The sequence below is a fragment of the Methylobacter tundripaludum SV96 genome (assembly GCF_000190755.2).
In the GTDB taxonomy this organism is placed as follows: Bacteria; Pseudomonadota; Gammaproteobacteria; order Methylococcales; family Methylomonadaceae; genus Methylobacter_A; species Methylobacter_A tundripaludum.
The window spans coordinates 2,111,937-2,129,453 of record NZ_JH109152.1 but is presented as its reverse complement, the minus strand read 5'-3'; the positions used below and the strand labels follow the sequence as shown (position 1 = coordinate 2,129,453).

General features: G+C 47.4%; 13 protein-coding genes. 3 read left to right on the top strand and 10 right to left on the bottom strand.

Annotation, left to right across the window (positions count from 1 at the left end; genetic code table 11):
• Positions 1-14 precede the first annotated feature (14 nt).
• Both apaG and METTU_RS09625 read left to right on the top strand, forming a co-directional pair.
• Positions 15-392 (top strand): Co2+/Mg2+ efflux facilitator ApaG/CorD, encoded by a 378-nt coding sequence (gene apaG / locus METTU_RS09630; RefSeq protein ID WP_006891262.1) that lies wholly within the window; start codon positions 15-17, stop codon positions 390-392.
• A 2-nt stretch (positions 393-394) separates the two neighbouring features.
• Positions 395-1,240: a symmetrical bis(5'-nucleosyl)-tetraphosphatase gene (locus METTU_RS09625; RefSeq protein ID WP_006891261.1), complete on the top strand. Its 846-nt coding sequence runs from the start codon at positions 395-397 to the stop codon at positions 1,238-1,240.
• A gap of 63 nt (positions 1,241-1,303) precedes the next feature.
• On the opposite strand, the gene folA is transcribed toward METTU_RS09625, so the two are convergent.
• On the bottom strand, positions 1,304-1,795 hold the full coding sequence (folA, locus tag METTU_RS09620) for a type 3 dihydrofolate reductase (protein WP_006891260.1): 492 nt from the start codon (positions 1,793-1,795) through the stop codon (positions 1,304-1,306).
• A gap of 49 nt (positions 1,796-1,844) precedes the next feature.
• Between folA and METTU_RS09615 the strand changes: the two genes are divergently transcribed.
• On the top strand, positions 1,845-2,861 hold the full coding sequence (locus METTU_RS09615; protein ID WP_006891259.1) for an asparaginase: 1,017 nt from the start codon (positions 1,845-1,847) through the stop codon (positions 2,859-2,861).
• Positions 2,862-2,970: 109 nt separating this feature from the next.
• Here the strand turns inward: METTU_RS09615 and METTU_RS09610 are convergent, their stop codons facing one another.
• From METTU_RS09610 to METTU_RS23630, 9 genes are all read right to left on the bottom strand, one after another.
• Positions 2,971-3,585, bottom strand: coding sequence for an inorganic pyrophosphatase (locus METTU_RS09610; protein WP_006891258.1), 615 nt, complete (start codon positions 3,583-3,585; stop codon positions 2,971-2,973).
• Positions 3,586-3,648: 63 nt separating this feature from the next.
• Positions 3,649-4,482, bottom strand: coding sequence for a thymidylate synthase (gene thyA, locus METTU_RS09605; protein ID WP_006891257.1), 834 nt, complete (start codon positions 4,480-4,482; stop codon positions 3,649-3,651).
• A 28-nt stretch (positions 4,483-4,510) separates the two neighbouring features.
• Positions 4,511-5,308, bottom strand: a complete 798-nt coding sequence (gene lgt / locus METTU_RS09600; RefSeq protein ID WP_006891256.1) for a prolipoprotein diacylglyceryl transferase — start codon at positions 5,306-5,308, stop codon at positions 4,511-4,513.
• Between the two features lie 251 nt (positions 5,309-5,559).
• Positions 5,560-8,592, bottom strand: coding sequence for a type I restriction endonuclease subunit R (locus tag METTU_RS09595; protein WP_006891255.1), 3,033 nt, complete (start codon positions 8,590-8,592; stop codon positions 5,560-5,562).
• Between the two features lie 9 nt (positions 8,593-8,601).
• Positions 8,602-9,909 carry a restriction endonuclease subunit S gene (locus tag METTU_RS09590; protein ID WP_006891254.1) on the bottom strand — a complete coding sequence of 436 codons (1,308 nt, stop codon included), beginning with the start codon at positions 9,907-9,909 and terminating at the stop codon, positions 8,602-8,604.
• Positions 9,902-10,999, bottom strand: a complete 1,098-nt coding sequence (locus tag METTU_RS09585; protein WP_006891253.1) for a PDDEXK nuclease domain-containing protein — start codon at positions 10,997-10,999, stop codon at positions 9,902-9,904. Before METTU_RS09585 ends, METTU_RS09590 begins: the two co-directional genes overlap by 8 nt.
• A gap of 9 nt (positions 11,000-11,008) precedes the next feature.
• A complete protein-coding gene (locus tag METTU_RS09580) occupies positions 11,009-13,378 on the bottom strand; it encodes a type I restriction-modification system subunit M (RefSeq protein WP_006891252.1) in 2,370 nt (789 codons plus the stop codon).
• A gap of 843 nt (positions 13,379-14,221) precedes the next feature.
• Positions 14,222-14,869 (bottom strand): hypothetical protein, encoded by a 648-nt coding sequence (locus METTU_RS09575; protein WP_006891251.1) that lies wholly within the window; start codon positions 14,867-14,869, stop codon positions 14,222-14,224.
• A 1,095-nt stretch (positions 14,870-15,964) separates the two neighbouring features.
• On the bottom strand, positions 15,965-17,517 hold a 1,553-nt coding region (locus tag METTU_RS23630), incomplete at its 5' end, for a LamG domain-containing protein (protein ID WP_169624883.1).

Here is a 17,517-nt window from a genome sequence, read left to right as displayed (position 1 = left end):
TATATGATCTAATAATGAACGAAAAAAACAAAATAATAGTTGAAGCCACGCCTCATTTCATAGAGGCGCAATCTTCTCCCGATGAGGATCGCTATGTCTTTGCCTACACCATCACTATCACCAACGTCGGCGAAATACCGGCAAAGCTGCTTCAGCGTCATTGGCTGATTACCGATTCCAATGGCAAAATTCAGGAAGTCAGAGGCGATGGCGTTATAGGCGAACATCCTTATCTTAAACCCGGCGAGTCTTTTCGTTACACCAGCGGTGCGATGATAGCCACTCCTGTCGGCACCATGCAGGGCGACTACACTATGCATTCGGATGATGGCGATCATTTTAGCGCAGACGTCCCCCGGTTTACCTTATCCATCCCAAGAACCCTGCATTAAAAATGTCTATTTATGCTATCGGCGATATTCAAGGCTGTTTTGATGAATTATTAAGACTCCTCGATACTATCTCTTTTAATGAACAGTCCGATCAACTGTGGTTTGCCGGCGATCTGGTCAATCGCGGCCCCAAGTCTTTGGAAACCCTACGCTTTGTCAAATCGCTGGGGGATTCTGCGATCACGGTGCTGGGCAATCATGATTTGCATTTGTTGGCCGCATCCTGCGCGCCCAAAATAGCCAATAAAAAAGACTCGCTGCTGCCGATACTTGAAGCGCCGGATAGGGATGAGTTAATCGATTGGCTGAGACATCGGCCGCTGTTTCATTTTAACGAGGATTTCTGCCTGGTTCATGCCGGTCTTCCGCCTCAATGGGATTTTAAAAGGACCCAAAAAATGGCTTTGCTGGCGGAACAGGCCTTAAGAGGTCCTGATTATCGGGCGTTTTTGAAACAAATGTACGGCAACAAGCCCAATATCTGGTCATCCAACTTGAAAGGTGTTGAGAAGCTGCGTTTCATCATCAATTGCTTTACCCGAATGCGTTATTGCGATGTTAACGGTCGACTGGATTTTGTTAATAGCGGACCTTTAGGCTCCCAACCCAAAAGTCTTGTTCCCTGGTTTGAAGCGCCTAAACGTAAAAACGCAGACCTGCGCATTATCTTCGGCCACTGGTCAGCCTTGGGATATTACGAAGGACCCAACTGTTACGCGATTGATACCGGTTGTCTTTGGGGCGGACAATTAACTGCATTAAAACTCGGTGAGTCCGTGCAGCGTTTCAGCATTGATTGCCCTGAATCCAAAAAACCCAATAAAAGTTATCTCGCTGTAGCGAGTTAAGTTGCTGCCTTTAAAAACAACGTAGGGCGCGCCCTACGTTGTTTTATCTGTCGAATCCGCGTTCTACTTTTTAACTTTTTCCAACTTCAAAAAACTGTAGCTGAACGACACATCGGGATCATCCTGAACATCTTCCCGTTCCACCTCAGTCCATTGATCTGCATCAATCTCGGGAAAAAACGTATCGCCGGGGAAATCCTGATGTATTTGCGTCAGGTAGAGCGTATCGGCAACCGGCAGCATCGACTTGTAAAAATCCGAGCCGCCGATGACAAAGATCTCATCGCTGTCGCCGCAACTTGCCAGCGCCTTGTCAATATCGTTAAAAACCAGACAGCCCGGTTGGCTGTATGACGGATTCCTGCTGATAATGATATTGGTGCGCCCCGGCAACGGCCTGCCTATCGACTCATAGGTTTTTCGGCCCATCAAAATGGGTGCGCCCATGGTTATTTTTTTAAATTTTTTAAGGTCGGCAGATAAATGCCAGGGCATCTGATTATTCAGGCCGATGGCCCGGTTGCTCGCCATCGCGACGATAAGTGATATTTTCATTTTAATGCAGTATTCTTTGAATAATTAAATTTTACCCAAGCATCATACTATGAAAAATATACTGGTTGTATTTACCGGGGGAACTATCGGCTCTATTGCAACTGGCGGCACCATCAATACATCCGACAGCACATCGTTCGAATTGATCCGGCAGTTTCAACAGCATGATGAAAATCACCGGCAAATCCATTTCGACACCATCCAGCCCCTACAGATCTTAAGCGAGAACCTGGCGCCCGGCGCCTGGAAAACCCTCATTGCAGCCATAGAAGCCGCCCGGCCCGATCAATATGACGGCATCATCATTACCCATGGCACCGATACCCTGGCTTATACCGCTTGCGCGTTGAGCTTTTATTTTAATGCCGCCAAGATTCCGATGCTGCTGGTTTCCAGCGATTATCCGCTGGAAAATCCAAAGGCCAACGGACTGGAAAACTTTATCTGCGCGGTCGAGTTTATCCTGCAAAAAATCGAGACTGGGGTTTTTGTACCCTATCGAAACCACCAACAAATTACGCAACTGCATCAAGGCACCCGATTGGCCTGCTCTTTACAGTTAAGCGGCGATTTTTTCAGCGTTCAGGGCAAGAGTTACATGCAATTCGAAAACCGACAGTTTTCATTATTGAATCCACCTGCGCAACAAACGCCGCCCCGGCGCATCCCGTTAAAAGCCTATTTTTCAGACCGCATCTTAATGATAAAGCCCTATCCCGGACTGGATTACGCGCGGTTTAACCTGGACCATGTCGATGCCGTTTTACATGATTTATATCACTCCGGTACCGCGTATGCATCGCCGCAATGGGGCGAAAACTATTCGTTAATTGAATTTATGAAACGCTGCGAAAAACAAGGAATCACCGTTTATCTGGCTCCGGCGATTAAATCGGCCGATGCCTACCAAAGCACTCAAGCCTTAATCGAACAAGGCGCTAAAATAATCTGGGATGTGTCGATTGAAGCGGCCTATGTAAAACTGCTGCTGGCTTATGGGAATTTTGACGACAAGCAGGAAATAATGGATTTTATGGTCGAGGATATTGCCGGGGAACATCTTTAATTACACTGAATGCCAACCAAAGGATTTGCACTGCGAAGAGCGCGAAGTTTTATGTTTCATCTTCGAACTCTTCGTGTTTCTGCACACCCCTACGCTGCCCGTGCAGTCGTTATTCGGCAATAAAACGACTTTGATAATCTTCCATGGCTCGCCTGATCACTTCATGCGCTTCTTCCCGCCCATAAACATTGGTTATTTCGCAGGAACTCTTTTCGCTCGGCAGCTGTTTATAAGTCAGGAAATAATGTTTCAGGCGGTTGATATACGACTCGGGGCAGTCTGACACGTCATTCCATTGCCGATAGAACTCGTCACCTTTCATGACGGCAATAATCTTGTCGTCGGCTTCGCCTCCATCCAGCAAACGAAAACCGCCGATCGGTATCGCCTGTAAAAGAATGTCGCCATGCGTCACACTTCGCTCGCTCAAAACGCAAATGTCCAGCGGGTCTCCATCGCCTTTCGCAACAAGTTTGCCTGATTTTAATGCGGCAAATTCGGCAACCCTGTCTGCACAATAGGTTTGCGGAATAAAGCCGTAAAGCGTCGGCACCGTGTTGGAAAACTTTTGCGGACGATCGATTTTCAGATACCCGGTTTCTTTATCGATTTCATATTTAACGGTATCCGACGGGACAATTTCGATAAAGGCCGTGACGATGTCCGGCGTATGGTCGCCCGGACTAATGCCGTGCCAAGGGTGCGCTTTGTATTGAATATTCATGTGTGAGGGTTCATTTTGCTTAAAAAAAGAAAAGTGCTGTTTTCGGTCTTGATCGCTAAATCGTTAAACAGAAATCGGCGCCTTGATATGTTCGTGTGCCTGATAATCAATGACTTCAAAATCTTCATATTGGTAATCGAATATCGATTCCGGCCTGCGTTTTATTCTTAATGTCGGCAGCGCGTAAGGCTTGCGAGTTAGTTGCAGGTTAGCCTGCTGCTGATGATTCAGGTAAAGATGCACATCGCCGCCGGTCCAGACAAAATCGCCGACTTCCAAATCGCACTGCTGAGCGACCATGTGCGTCAATAATGCATAACTGGCTATATTGAACGGCAAACCCAAAAACGTGTCGCAACTGCGCTGATAGAGCTGACAAGACAACTTGCCATCGGCCACATAGAACTGAAAAAACGCATGACAGGGAGCCAGCGCCATTTTTCCTAGCGCCACATTCTGTTGCGGACTGATGCTTTCATCGGGCAGATCCGCCACATTCCAGGCGGAAACGATAATCCGGCGACTGTTGGGGGTGTTTTTAAGTTGTTCGATAACTTGCTGAATCTGGTCGATATGCCGACCGTCGGGTGTCGGCCATGAACGCCATTGATGGCCGTAGACGGGTCCTAACTCGCCGTTTTGATCCGCCCATTCGTTCCAGATGTTGACATTATACTGATGCAAAAAACTCAGGTTGGTCTCGCCTTTTAAAAACCAAATTAATTCATAAATTATTGATTTTAAATGTATTTTCTTGGTCGTAACCAATGGAAAGCCTTCCGCCAGCGGAAACCGCATCTGATGCCCGAAAATGGACAACGTGCCGCTACCGGTTCTGTCGCCTTTTGGGCTGCCTTGTTGAATAATATTATCCAGTAATTGTAGATACGGCTTCATGCGGTTTTTCTCGGTAATTGCTCCTGCATTACTCCGACTCCTGCTTCCTTGCAGTCGTATGGGCAAAATAAAATAACGCAGCGCCGATTATTATCATCGGTGTTGACAGTATCTGTCCCATCGTCACCCAGTCCAAGGCCAAATAGCCTAATTGCACGTCCGGCATTCTGAAAAATTCGACAAAAAACCTGAAGCAACCGTAAAAAAACAATGCCATACCGGTCGTAGCCATAACTGGTCTTGGTTTGCTGGAATAAACCCAGAGTATGGCAAACAACACGACGCCCTCTAAAAAGGCTTCATACAATTGAGAAGGATGACGGGCTAGAGGACCGCCGGTAGGAAAGATCATGGCCCATGGCACATCGGTGGGTCTGCCCCACAATTCGGAATTGATAAAGTTGCCAATACGCCCTGCGCCTAAACCGATAGGCGCCAGCGGCGCGATAATATCGGTCAATTGCAGCATGCTGCATTGCTGCTTTTTGGCGAACAACCACATCGCGATAAACACGCCCAACATGCCGCCGTGAAAGGACATGCCGCCCTGCCATATTTTAAACAGGATAAGCGGATTACTGAGGAATCCTTCAAAATTATAAAACAGGATATAACCGATCCTGCCGCCCAGGATTACGCCGAACGCACCGTAAGTAACCAAGTCTTCTATGGCTTCCGGTTTGATCGGCGACCAAGGTTGCTCGGCGCGTTTTTGCCCCAAAAACCACACGGCAGCAAAACCGATCAGGTACATAAGGCCGTACCAGTGAATTTTTACCGGCCCTAGACTTAAAGCGATGGGATCAATTTGTGGAAAATTCAGCATAATTGTCGGATGAATAATTTATTGAAATGGTGATTATGATGGGTAAGCCCTTTTTCAACTTTAGTGTAATGCGGAGTTGTTATCCAAGCTCGTATAGTATTTGCCTTATTGTATCTTTAGGCACATCCGGCAGACTAGCATGTTTTGTCTATTGCGCTTAATGATCACCTGGCAAAGCATCGCCACCCCCACTAAAGTCGGCGAATACTTACCCACTTGATCATGGAATCATTAATCCAGGGCGAACAACTTTAGTACCCCACCATGCGTCTTAAACTCTGCTGCATGGCTGCTTTAAAGGCTGCATCATTGGCTAACAACTTATACAGATCCAGTTCATTGCGCCGATTTTTCAATATCACATCTTCGAATATCTTCTCGAACGCCAAATCCCGGTTATGCACATCCGGATTGTTTTGGTACTTTTCTTCGAAATCCGGATGGGCCTTGATGCCGTCGGCAATATTGATGAATTTGATACGCTGCTCTTCGGGAGTCGCTCCCCAGCCCTGAAACCAGCGCTCATTGAAACTGCGGATAATCTCGTCCAGCTGATCGTGCTCTTCTTCACCGCCATGAGCGCCGCGAGGATTAGGATTTTGCGGTTCCAGTTCGGTTTCGCTGTCATCCAAACCGATGCTGTGATTGAGTTTGACGCGCTCCAGGCCGTATGACGACAAATCGACCGAATTCAACAATTCGTCGATCTGATCCGCATCCGGGTCTTTAACGATCAGTTTGGGAATCAGGAATTTCAGGAACCAAAACAGCTTTTCCCAGACGGCAATTTCATACGGCATGATCGAAGCCATTTGTCCGTAGATTTTGACGAACTGTTTAGCCTTGATCTTGAAATCGACTTTGTCGTTGTCCTCCAGCTCCAATTCATAGTTAAAACGGGCTGCCGCCGTGTCGATGATCGGACTCAGTTGCTGGGCGTCGGCATTGTCAAAGTACAGTTTGACGAACTGCTCGACCTCATGCCATTCATAAACTCCGACATCGTCCAACGCGTCTTTCAGTTCGTGCAGTACGTTAATATCCGTGGCTTCCGATAAACGGGTTGCGGTATAAAAAGGATCGAAGGCCGTTTTAATATCGTCCACCGCATTAAAGAAATCGAGGATGAACAGGTCTTCGGTCTTTTTGCCCCACTTCGGCGCAGCGCGATTCAGGCGGGACAGCGCCTGCACTGCCAGCACCCATTGCAGCTTTTTATCGACATACATCGCACAAAGTTTGGGCTGGTCGAACCCGGTCAGGTATTTGTTGGCCACAATCAGCAAGCGGTACTCGTCCGTATCGAAATAATCGCGGGTATCGTTTTCGGCAAAGCCGTTTATCTGGGCTTCGCTGTACTCGATTCCGTCAACCTCCTTGACCCCTGAAAACGCAATAAGCGCCTTGAACGGCTTGCCGCGTTCATCCAGCAAACGGGTTATGGCTAGATAATAACGGATCGCAGTTTCGATGTTCTGGGTGATCACCATGCCCTTGGCTTTGCCTTTGAGCTTTTTGCTGTTCACCACCTGCGGAATAAAATGATCGAGGATGATTTCCGCTTTAATGTTGATGGTCTGCTGATGGCGTTCCACATAAGCGCGCAGTTTTTTCTGGGCTTTGCTACTGTCGAACAGCGGATTCTCGGCAATCGATTTTTGAATCTCGTAGTAGCTTTTATAAGTGGTGTAATTGGCCAGCACGTCGAGGATGAAACCTTCCTCGATGGCCTGTTTCATCGAATACAGATGGAACGGCTCGAAGCTGCCGTCCGGCTGTTTGCAGCCGAATTTCTCCAGCGTGGTGTTTTTGGGCGTTGCGGTAAAGGCCAGATAAGAAGCGTTACCGCGCATCTTGCGGGATTGCATGGCTTGCAGGATTTTATCCTGGGCGTCCAAACCTTCTTCCTCGCCATTCTTGGTTTTGCCCATCGCCTTATTCATGTTGTCGTGCGCGTCACCGCTTTGGGAACTGTGCGCCTCGTCGATGATCACCGCAAAGCGCTTGTCGCTCAGATCGGCAATGCCGTCGATGATGAAAGGGAATTTCTGAATGGTGGTGATGATAATCTTCTTGCCCTGCTCCAGGGCGCTTTTCAGTTCCGAGGATTTGAACGCCGGGGCAATGATGTTTTTGACTTCGGAAAACTCCTTGATGTTCTCGCGCAACTGCTTGTCCAGCAAGCGGCGGTCGGTGACGACAATCACCGAATCGAACAACGGCTTTTCCAAATCAGTAGTCCCCGGCGTATCAAGGCTGGCCGGATAGGTTTCGATCAGCTGATAGGCCGCCCAGGTGATGGAGTTGGATTTACCCGAACCGGCCGAATGCTGAATCAAATAGGTTTGCCCCACCCCGTTTTTAGCGGCATGCTCTACCAGCCTGCGCACGACATCCAATTGATGATAACGCGGAAAAAACAGCGCGCGCTTGGGCAGCGGCTCTTTACTGCTGCCGTCGAGCCGGACGAAATGCTGGATGATGTTGGCAACGCTGGCTCTACTGAATATCTCTTGCCACAGGTAAGCGGTTTTATGGCCCTCCGAATTGGTCGGGTTACCTGCGCCGAAGTTCTGTCCCTTATTGAACGGTAAAAAGAACGTGCTTTTACCCTCCAGCTTGGTGGTCATATAGACCTCATCGGTATCCACCGCCATATGCACCAGGCAGCGGCCGAATTGCAGCAAGGGCTGGTTAATGTCGCGGTCGTCGCGGTACTGTTTCTGGCCGTGGTAGCGGGCGGTTTGTCCTGTCCAGGGATTTTTCAGCTCCAGCGTGGCGAACGGCAGGCCGTTGATGAACAGCACCAGGTCGATTTCTTCCAACGTATTGGCCAGCGAATAGCGCACTTGCCGGGTGCTGCTGAAGATGTTTTCGGCAAAGTTCTGTTTGATCTTGTCCGAACTGCTGGCCAGCGGCGCCGGATACATCAATTGCAGGTTCGCGTCATCTACATTCAGGCCCTTTTTCAGCAAATGCAGCAGGCCGTATTTTTTGACCAGCCGGTCGAAGCGTTCCAGCACCTTCAGCTGCCAATCGCCGCCGTGTTTTTGCAGCTTTTCCAGTTCTTCGTGTTGGGTCTGCTCCAGAAAATCCCAGAACCGTTTGCTGTCGAGCGCATAACGGGCGTTGAAGTCCTGCGGCAAGCCGAGCTGGTAGCCGTGATTCTGGCTGAATGGCAGATCACCACCTTCTGCAATGGCCTTTTGCGCTTCCAGGCAGGTGCCGGTCAGATGTTTTTCGATTGCGATTTCCAGGGCTTGTTCGTTGGTTTGGCTGGCCATGCTCTCTCCTTACGCCACTTTGATCTTGCCGGTCACGGCGCTGTTGATCAGGGTGGCTTTGTATTCTTTCAGTTTGTCGATTTGCTGTTGTTGTATCGAAATGGCTTGGTCGATTTTGGCGGATTCGGTTTCGATGTGGGTGACGATGGCGGTTTGTTCTTCGACAGGAGGAACTACTGTCACCAATTGCTTAAATTCGTTCCAATACAATCTTTTTCGGAAATCGGTAATTCCTTTTGAATATCTATCCATTTGTTGAATAAATTCAGGACATCGATATTGATATTCGAAATAGGAAGAGACTATTTTTTCATTCGGCACGGCAACGATATATGCGGGACTTACCATTCCTTTGATTTTCACAGCGCCAATCGCTCCCTGCCAAGCACGCATCATATTGAAGGCTATATCGCCAATCTGCACCAAACTGTATTTGGTCTTGTCTTCAATTTTAATCCGTCCACGAATGTTTTCATCTTCAGATATTTCTTCCGATGAAACAGCCGTGTGAATCGAAACAGATAATAAAGGCAAACCGTCCTCACCGGGTTCGACTCTTTCTCTAAATATAACGCGATTTGCCAATATAGCCCAATGCGCCGGTATCTTACCAAGCCACTCCACGCCGGAGTCGCGCATCGGAGCGTCTGGGTTAAGACTGCGGGTGACGGCGTTTTGAATCAGGATTTGTTTGTGTTCTTTGAACAGGGTGATCTGTTTTTCCTTAATCGCTACGGCCTGGTCAAGCTGCGCGGTTTTGCGATCCAGAAAGGCGGCTATGGCGGTTTGTTCGGTAAAAGCGGGAAGTGGAATGTGAAAAGATTTGTACTTTGGTACAGAAATACAAGGAACAGCTCCTGGATTCGTAAACCAATCAAAATCAATTACTTTATGTAAATAGTAGTTAAACACTACACCAATGCTTACAGCTTCGAAAGCTATACAGTTATTATCAATTATTGAACTAGAAGTTGATATTTTCCTATGGTTTTTTCTAAGGGCTTCACCTATCTTAGCAGTGATTAGTGAGCCAGAAGGTATCAAATTCCACTTCAGTTTTTTTGCTGTTTTGAAGTTCACGTAGTTTGATGCATGACTGATATACATGCTGTCACCACCAATATCGCTCACTTTATAAAACGGCAACTCACCAGTGTGCTTTCCCTGCTCCTCTACAGGAAATCCATTACCAGAGTGTTCAGCAATGATAAATTTTAATCTTTTGATCTCCCAATGCTCCGGAATCTCCCCCAGCCATTCCACGCCAGAATCCTTATATATTTCATATTTCGGCATCGCCGCCAATTGCTCAATCATCGCCCACCCCATCCGTTTTATTCAGCAATTGCGCCTGCACTTTAATCCGTTCCATCTCCAGTTCGCGTTTCAGTTCGGCTTCGCTCGGCAGATAAGGCAGGTATTTGGCAGCGAACAGCTGTTCGCTGTCGGTCGGTACCGAGTATTTCACCACCGCTTCGCTTTTCCGGCTGCACAGGATCAGGCCGATGGTGGGGGTATCGTCTGCGGCCCGTTGCTGCCGGTCGAAAATGCGCACGTAGCTGTCCATCTGGCCGACGTCCTGATGCGTCAGTTTGCCCAGTTTCAGGTCGATCAGTAGAAAGCATTTCAGTTTGAAATGGTAAAACACCAGATCGATGTAAAAGTCCTGGTCTTCGGTGCGGATGCGCTGTTGCCGGGCGACGAACGCGAAACCTTTGCCCAGTTCCAGCAAGAACGCTTGCAGGTTGTCGAGCAGCCCTTGCTCCAGGTCGGATTCCAAAAGCTGTTGGCTGGGCAGGTTAAGAAAGTCCAGGATATAGGGATCGCGCAACACGTCGTGCGGCCGCAGTTGTTCCTGCTGTAGTAATGAGGCAATGTTTTGTTCCGCTTCGGCCCGAATCGGCGCCTTGTCCTGACTGGACAATAATCGTTCATAATAGAGTTTGTCGATTTGCCGTTCCAGTGCTCTGGCGCTCCAATGCTGTTCGGCTGCTTCCCGTTGATACCAGTCTCTGGCGACTGGGTTTTCGATGCGAATCAATTTTCTATAGTGCGTCCAACTCAAATTGTGACGCAGTGCGTCACAATTTGGAAAACAGAGGTAAAAGCTGCGCATATTACGCAAATTGCTGGCATCAAAGCCTTTGCCGAATTCCGCCGTCAATTGCTCCGAGAGCATCTGCAATTGTTGTTTGCCGTAAGCGGCGCGGGCTTGGCCCTGTTGTTCGTGTTCGACGATCAGTCGGCCGATCTGCCAGTAGCTTTGCACCATCGCGCTATTAACCGCCTGCCGAACCTGCTGGCGGGCTTGTTGGATAACGGCGGCGATATGAGTAAAAAGCGGTGCGACTTCTTCGCTAAGCGCCGAATTGAGGCTTAAGGGTTTTAATTGCTCAAAATCTTGCATGCTCGGCACCTATATCTGGCTCACATCAATGCCTAGAATATCGGCAATCAAGCCTTCCGCCCGCCGTTCCAGGGCGATAATGTCACTGGCCACTTCTTTCATGCTGCGCAACGGCTTGTGGCGGTAGAAGTATTTATTGAAACTGATCTCGTAGCCGATTTTGGTGGAGTCGAGATTGATCCAGGCTTCGGCAACATGCGGTTTGACCTCCGCCAGGAAATAACTGCGGATATCACCTTTTAGTGGTATCGATTCGCTATCGCGTAGATCGGTGTTGGTTTCGTAGCTCAGGTACTCGCCTTTTTTATCGGTCGAATAATAGCCGTAATCCGGCAGATCCTGTTCGGTGCAATCCAGGTGATGCAACAGCTGGTCGAGTTTGTCGCCACCGAGTTTAAGTTTTTGCGCGATAACTTTTTCGGCAGTCTCGTCGTACCAGCTGACGGCGTTGAGGATGGCTTTTTTGTCGCCGGCGCTCAATTTGATGCCCTGTGCCTTTAATGCTTCGTCCACCTGTCCCTTGAACTGATTGAAATCGCTGGACTCGGCTTCGCCTATCGCGGCCATCAATGCCTTTGCAGCCTGCACCAGATCCAGCTGTTTTTTCCAGGTATTCGGGCTGAGCAGTTTTTGGCGGTTTTTGGTGTTCAGGTTTAACTCATTCTCATCGCACCAGACGAGAATAGCCTTTTCCCGCTCATCCAAAGTACCGGGCTGATAAACAGCCTCGCCCCATTGGCTGTAAATCCACTGCATCGGCTCGCGTAAGGATTTGTCGAAACGCAGGGTTTCGATGCGCTCGTTGCTAAACTGGGCCTTGCGGCGATCGGGCCGCTCGATGTTGACCTTGTAGTAGCCAAAATCGCTGTTGTCGAACACCTGCGCCGCAATACCGGCATCATCGGCTTGGCGTTCCTTGGTTGCCAATTGCAAGTAAGCGGTGACGATTTCCCGGATATGTTCGTAGGCGAACTCGCAGTTTTTGTTGCCTAGGTTTTTGCGCAGCTTGCGATAAAGCTGACTGGCATCGATCAGTTGGACTTTGCCCTTGCGTGGCTGCGCTTTATTGTTGGACAGCAGCCAGATATAGGTGGTGATCCCGGTGTTATAAAACAGATTATTCGGTAACTGGATGATCGCTTCGAGCAGATCATTTTCGATAATATGGCGGCGGATGTTGCTTTCGCCGCCGCCAGCATCTCCGGTGAACAGGCTGGAGCCGTTATGTACCGAGGCGATGCGCGAACCGTACGGGCTGTTATCCAAGCTTTTCATCTTGCTGACCATTTCCATCAGGAACAACAGCTGGCCGTCGCTGGAACGCGGAGTGGCGTCTACGGTTTCCGGATTTCCCCAATAATCTTTCAGCGTCACCCGAAAGCGCGGGTCGATCACGTCGGCGCCGTCTTTGATGTATTTCTGCTCGCTGGCCCAGCTTTTGCCATAAGGCGGATTGGATAGCATGAAATCGAAGCGGGTTCCGGCAAATTCATCGGTAGACAGCGTGGAGCCGACCCGGATGTTGGACGGGTTGTTGCCTTTGATCATCATGTCGGATTTACAGATGGCGTAGGTCTCGTCGTTGATTTCTTTGCCGTACAGATAAACATCTCCGGTTGCACGAATAGCGCCTTCCTCATCCTTGATGAAGTTTTGCGATTCGGTCAGCATGCCGCCGGAACCACAGGCCGGATCGTAGATAGTCATGACCGGGGGTATCTTATCTTTAACCGGATCGAAAATCAGATGGGTCATCAGCTCGATCACTTCGCGGGGCGTGAAGTGTTCGCCAGCCTCTTCGTTGTTGTCTTCGTTGAATTTGCGGATCAGCTCTTCAAACACATAACCCATGCCCAAATTGGTAAGCGCAGGCAGGCGGTTGCCGTCCGGGTCTTCCACTTCATGCGGTGTGAGATTGATGTTCGGCGAGGTAAACTTTTCCAGCACATCCAGCAAGACATCCTTGCCGGCCATATGGCGCACTTGGGCTTTGAGGTTGAATTTGTCGATAATCTCTTTGACGTTGGCGCTGTAGCCGTTCAGGTATTCTTCGACATTGGCCAACAGGATTTGCTGGTTATTCGTGGCGGTTTTGAACAGCTGGTTGAGCGTCCATTTGCTGGTGTTGTAAAAAACATAACCGGAGGCATCTTTCAGGCCGTTATCGTCCAATTCGGTCAGACCCATATCGTTTCTCTGGAAAGCGAGTTCTTCCAGTACTTTGGCTTTGCTGGGTTCCAACAAGGTATCCAGGCGGCGCAAAACAACCATAGGCAGAATCACATCGCGGTATTTGCCGCGGACATAGACATCGCGCAGGCAATCGTCGGCGATAGACCATATGAATGAGACAAGTTTATTGTGCGCGGCGTGGTTCATTTGATTCCATTATTCAAAGCATTATTTAGAAAACTAAGCTGCTAATTCCTGATCGCGTTGATTGGTTTTGGCTCCATTGTTATCTTGAGGTTGTTTTCTAAGGAAGCGCTGATTTAATCCTTCGATAAGCTCAGGATGGACGGTAACGGACTCCGTCGTGGTGAGCCCTTCGGGGCTTCCTACAATCAGCCTTGTCGAACCATGAACAAAAAGGTTTATTCAGCGCTTCCTGTTAGATGGCATAATTAGTGAAATGATGACCATTGAAAAATAACTTCTTTTTCAACTTTAGTGTCACGCGAGAATATTGTTTTGTCATAATAAATGAAAACATCCGGAACCTATGCCATTAATTGTGAAAAATTTCTGTGTGCCAGCAGCACAGATGGGTGGTTGTTATCCAAACTCGTGTCAGATATGTTTATTATATCTTTAGCTCCATCTACCAACCTAATAAGATATCTCTTTAGCAAAGACAGATTGATATGCTGCATACATTCAATTTGCGCATGATGGTGAGATAGATAAGCCTCAGAGAAAATAGCGGCTTTTATTGCTAACCAAATAATTAATTTCAGGTAAAGAAACGAGGAGGTGTTCCGGTTCTAGGTGGCGATTGAGATCGATGGTTAATCTTTAGCATCACAGCAAATTTCAAAGGTTTTACCAAGAATTACACCAGGGTTTGATATTGTCTAAAAAACGAAGGTTTTTTAGACAATATCAAACAGCATAAAATCAATGCATTGTAAGACTAATAAATTTCTCTAAAAATGAAACCATAAAATACGGCTAAGGTTAGATGTACTTCACTGGGTTGGTTAATGCCGATGCTATACGGTATTAGGCTGGGCAAATGATCTTGAATCCGTAAATTTCTGCTTTTGGGGATTTTCCCATGTAGTTTAAGAAGCAGTTCTTTCCTGTATCAGTTTTGAATTCGAGCTTTCCTGCTGGTGGCAAATAGACTCCGCCCGCTTTCCCGTCTAACTCATAGGTAATCGAATTGCTTGTACCTGAGGTGACGCTGAATGGAGTAGTATTTCCGAGCATTACAGCAGAATTAGCATCCAACCAGAAATCAACCTCACCAGATGCTAAACCGTCACTTCTTTGCAGGCGAGAAACGTTCGCCTGGATTGCCTGTGCTTGTTGTTCGATTTCGACTAAGCGTTTTGAAATCTCAGGTGAAGGGTTGAAAGACATAACAATTTTTTGCAAATCCTTAACTTGCCCAAGCAAGGTATTTGATCCAATAACAGTTTTCTCTGGCGCATTCAGAAGATTAAAATTATATGTCGCGTATGCTCCTGAGACGGCAGCGACAATTGGAATAATAATTGATATGAAAATGCTAGTTCCTGAAGAGCTATGTACTATGACTTTTTGTGTGTGATTTCCACTGTGTTGAACACTGCCACCAGAGGCTATACCTGAATTCATGTTGGTTTTCGATGTTTTTGTAGCTTTATCTTCTTCATAGTCATTCATTAAAATTTACCCCTAGTTTTACATAAAAAAACAATGCTATTACAGTGTCAATATTTGTTTAGAAGACCACCATGATTTTTAATATAAAGTGATAAGTTATAAATTGGAATAATTTATTGTTTTATTGTGCCAAAATATATGTATCTACGCGATTGTAAATACAACTTGCTCTAAATGGTAAAATTTCAACAAGCGTCAACATAATCGGCTGTTGTGCCAAAAATCTTGATTTTTGGCACAACAGACCACACTTATATGTCAATCAGCGTCCAATATTTACCAGTAAACAGAGCCATAATTGACCATGAAAATTATTAGAAGATTGTTTTTTAAGGTTTATTTTATAGGGACTGGTAAAAATTGATGCTGAAAGTGGTAACTTTTGCACGCCGATTTCTAGCCAGCCAGGCTTTCATTTGCAATTAAAGTGAGCCCGCTACAATGGGATGCGAGCCGGCACTGATAAATGCAAGCTCATTTGCAGATAATGTGAGCCGGGCTACATTTTCATTTGCAATTAATTTGAGCGCAAAACTGCGTTAAATGCGAACCCAACCGATTTCAAACGCGAGCCGTTACAATTAGTCCTATGCCAACTATTTAGGAAAGATGTCTAATGGCAAGCATGCACACTCAAAATTAAGCTACCAATCCCCGCTGGAATTTGAGCGGGAATTCTATAAGAAGACTGCTTAAGAAAGTGTTCGGTTTTAGTTAACACTCACAGACTGGAGTAACCGACGGGATGGAGCAGGCCTCGCCCAATGCGATGCCAGCCCCGTCGGTATGCCGTTTAAGCGATCAGTGATCCATCATTGCCCTTCCTCATAGACTGACGCATTGGTTTGATATCCATATAACCTATAACTCGATGTTCAAGTTTTTTTAGCGTGACTGAGACGAGCCCAGATAAATCAAGGCTCTTTCGTCAATGTATTCAGGCGTCAAATCATAGCACTTATGGCTGTAAAGCCTGATTTGGCAGGATTCTTAAAAATCAACAATTAAAAACTTGAACATCGAGTATAAGAAGCCCCTTGTACCCTGAGGTTTGTAATCAACCCAAGGCTCGTTGGTCTTGTCGCCAATAACAAACTACTGCGGATTTGAAACACTGATTGCAGTCTTTAAGTTGTAAGCGACTTCCGTTGCGGTCAAGGCTCTATTGTAAATGCGCACCTCATCGATATAGCCATGGAAATACTCACCCCAAACGCTGTTGCCACCGATGCGCAACACCCCGCCTTGTTGAATCAGACCATTCTGCGCGCTCTTGGCGACCTCTGTGCCATTCACATAAAGTCGTTGATATTGTCCATCATAGGTTGACACAAGATGTGTCCACTGATTTACCGGTAATTGGTTGGGACCTGATATGACACGATAAGTTCCATCATTGAAAGAAGAAACAGGTGCACCGGCGTTCTCATAGGCATAGAGGTTGTAGACCGCACCCCCGGATTGTTCCTTAAAGAGTACAGTTCCGTTGTTTGCCAGGGACTGCGGGTATACCCATGCCTCAAGGGTCATGCTGGTTGAAAGATCCAGTGATGCGCTGTCTTGGACTGTGACCCAGGCATTTGTACCATTAAATTGCAGGGCATTGCCACTATGACCGTTGGTTATTCTAACGGCATTACTAATAGCGCCAAGGTTACTATTACCTGAAGCGTCGTTAACGGTCGTACCACTGGTTTCCTCAAAGCCGTAAGCCGCTACCAAGCCGGTATTACTGGTACCCGTAGATGTAGATGTAGCCGTAGTCGAACTAACTGCGGTCTTTAAGTTGTTGTTAACTTCCGTTGCGGTCAAGGCTCTATTGTAAATGCGCACCTCATCGATATAGCCTTGGAAATACTCACCCCAAACGCTGTTGCCACCGATGCGCAACACCCCGCCTTGTTGAATCAGACCATTCTGCGCGCTCTTGGCGACCTCTGTGCCATTCACATAAAGTCGTTGATATTGTCCATCATAGGTTGACACAAGATGTGTCCACTGATTTACCGGTAATTGGTTGGGACCTGATATGACACGATAAGTTCCATCATTGAAAGAAGAAACAGGTGCACCGGCGTTCTCATAGGCATAGAGGTTGTAGACCGCACCCCCGGATTGTTCCTTAAAGAGTACAGTTCCGTTGTTTGCCAGGGACTGCGGGTATACCCATGCCTCAAGGGTCATGCTGGTTGAAAGATCCAGTGATGCGCTGTCTTGGACTGTGACCCAGGCATTTGTACCGTTAAATTGCAGGGCATTGCCACTATGACCGTTGGTTATTCTAACGGCATTACTAATAGCGCCAAGGTTACTATTACCTGAAGCGTCGTTAACGGTCGTACCACTGGTTTCCTCAAAGCCGTAAGCCGCTACCAAGCCGGTATTACTGGTACCCGTAGATGTAGATGTAGCCGTAGTCGAACTAACTGCGGTCTTTAAGTTGTTGTTAACTTCCGTTGCGGTCAAGGCTCTATTGTAAATGCGCACCTCATCGATATAGCCTTGGAAATACTCACCCCAAACGCTGTTGCCACCGATGCGCAACACCCCGCCTTGTTGAATCAGACCATTCTGCGCGCTCTTGGCGACCTCTGTGCCATTCACATAAAGTCGTTGATATTGTCCATCATAGGTTGACACAAGATGTG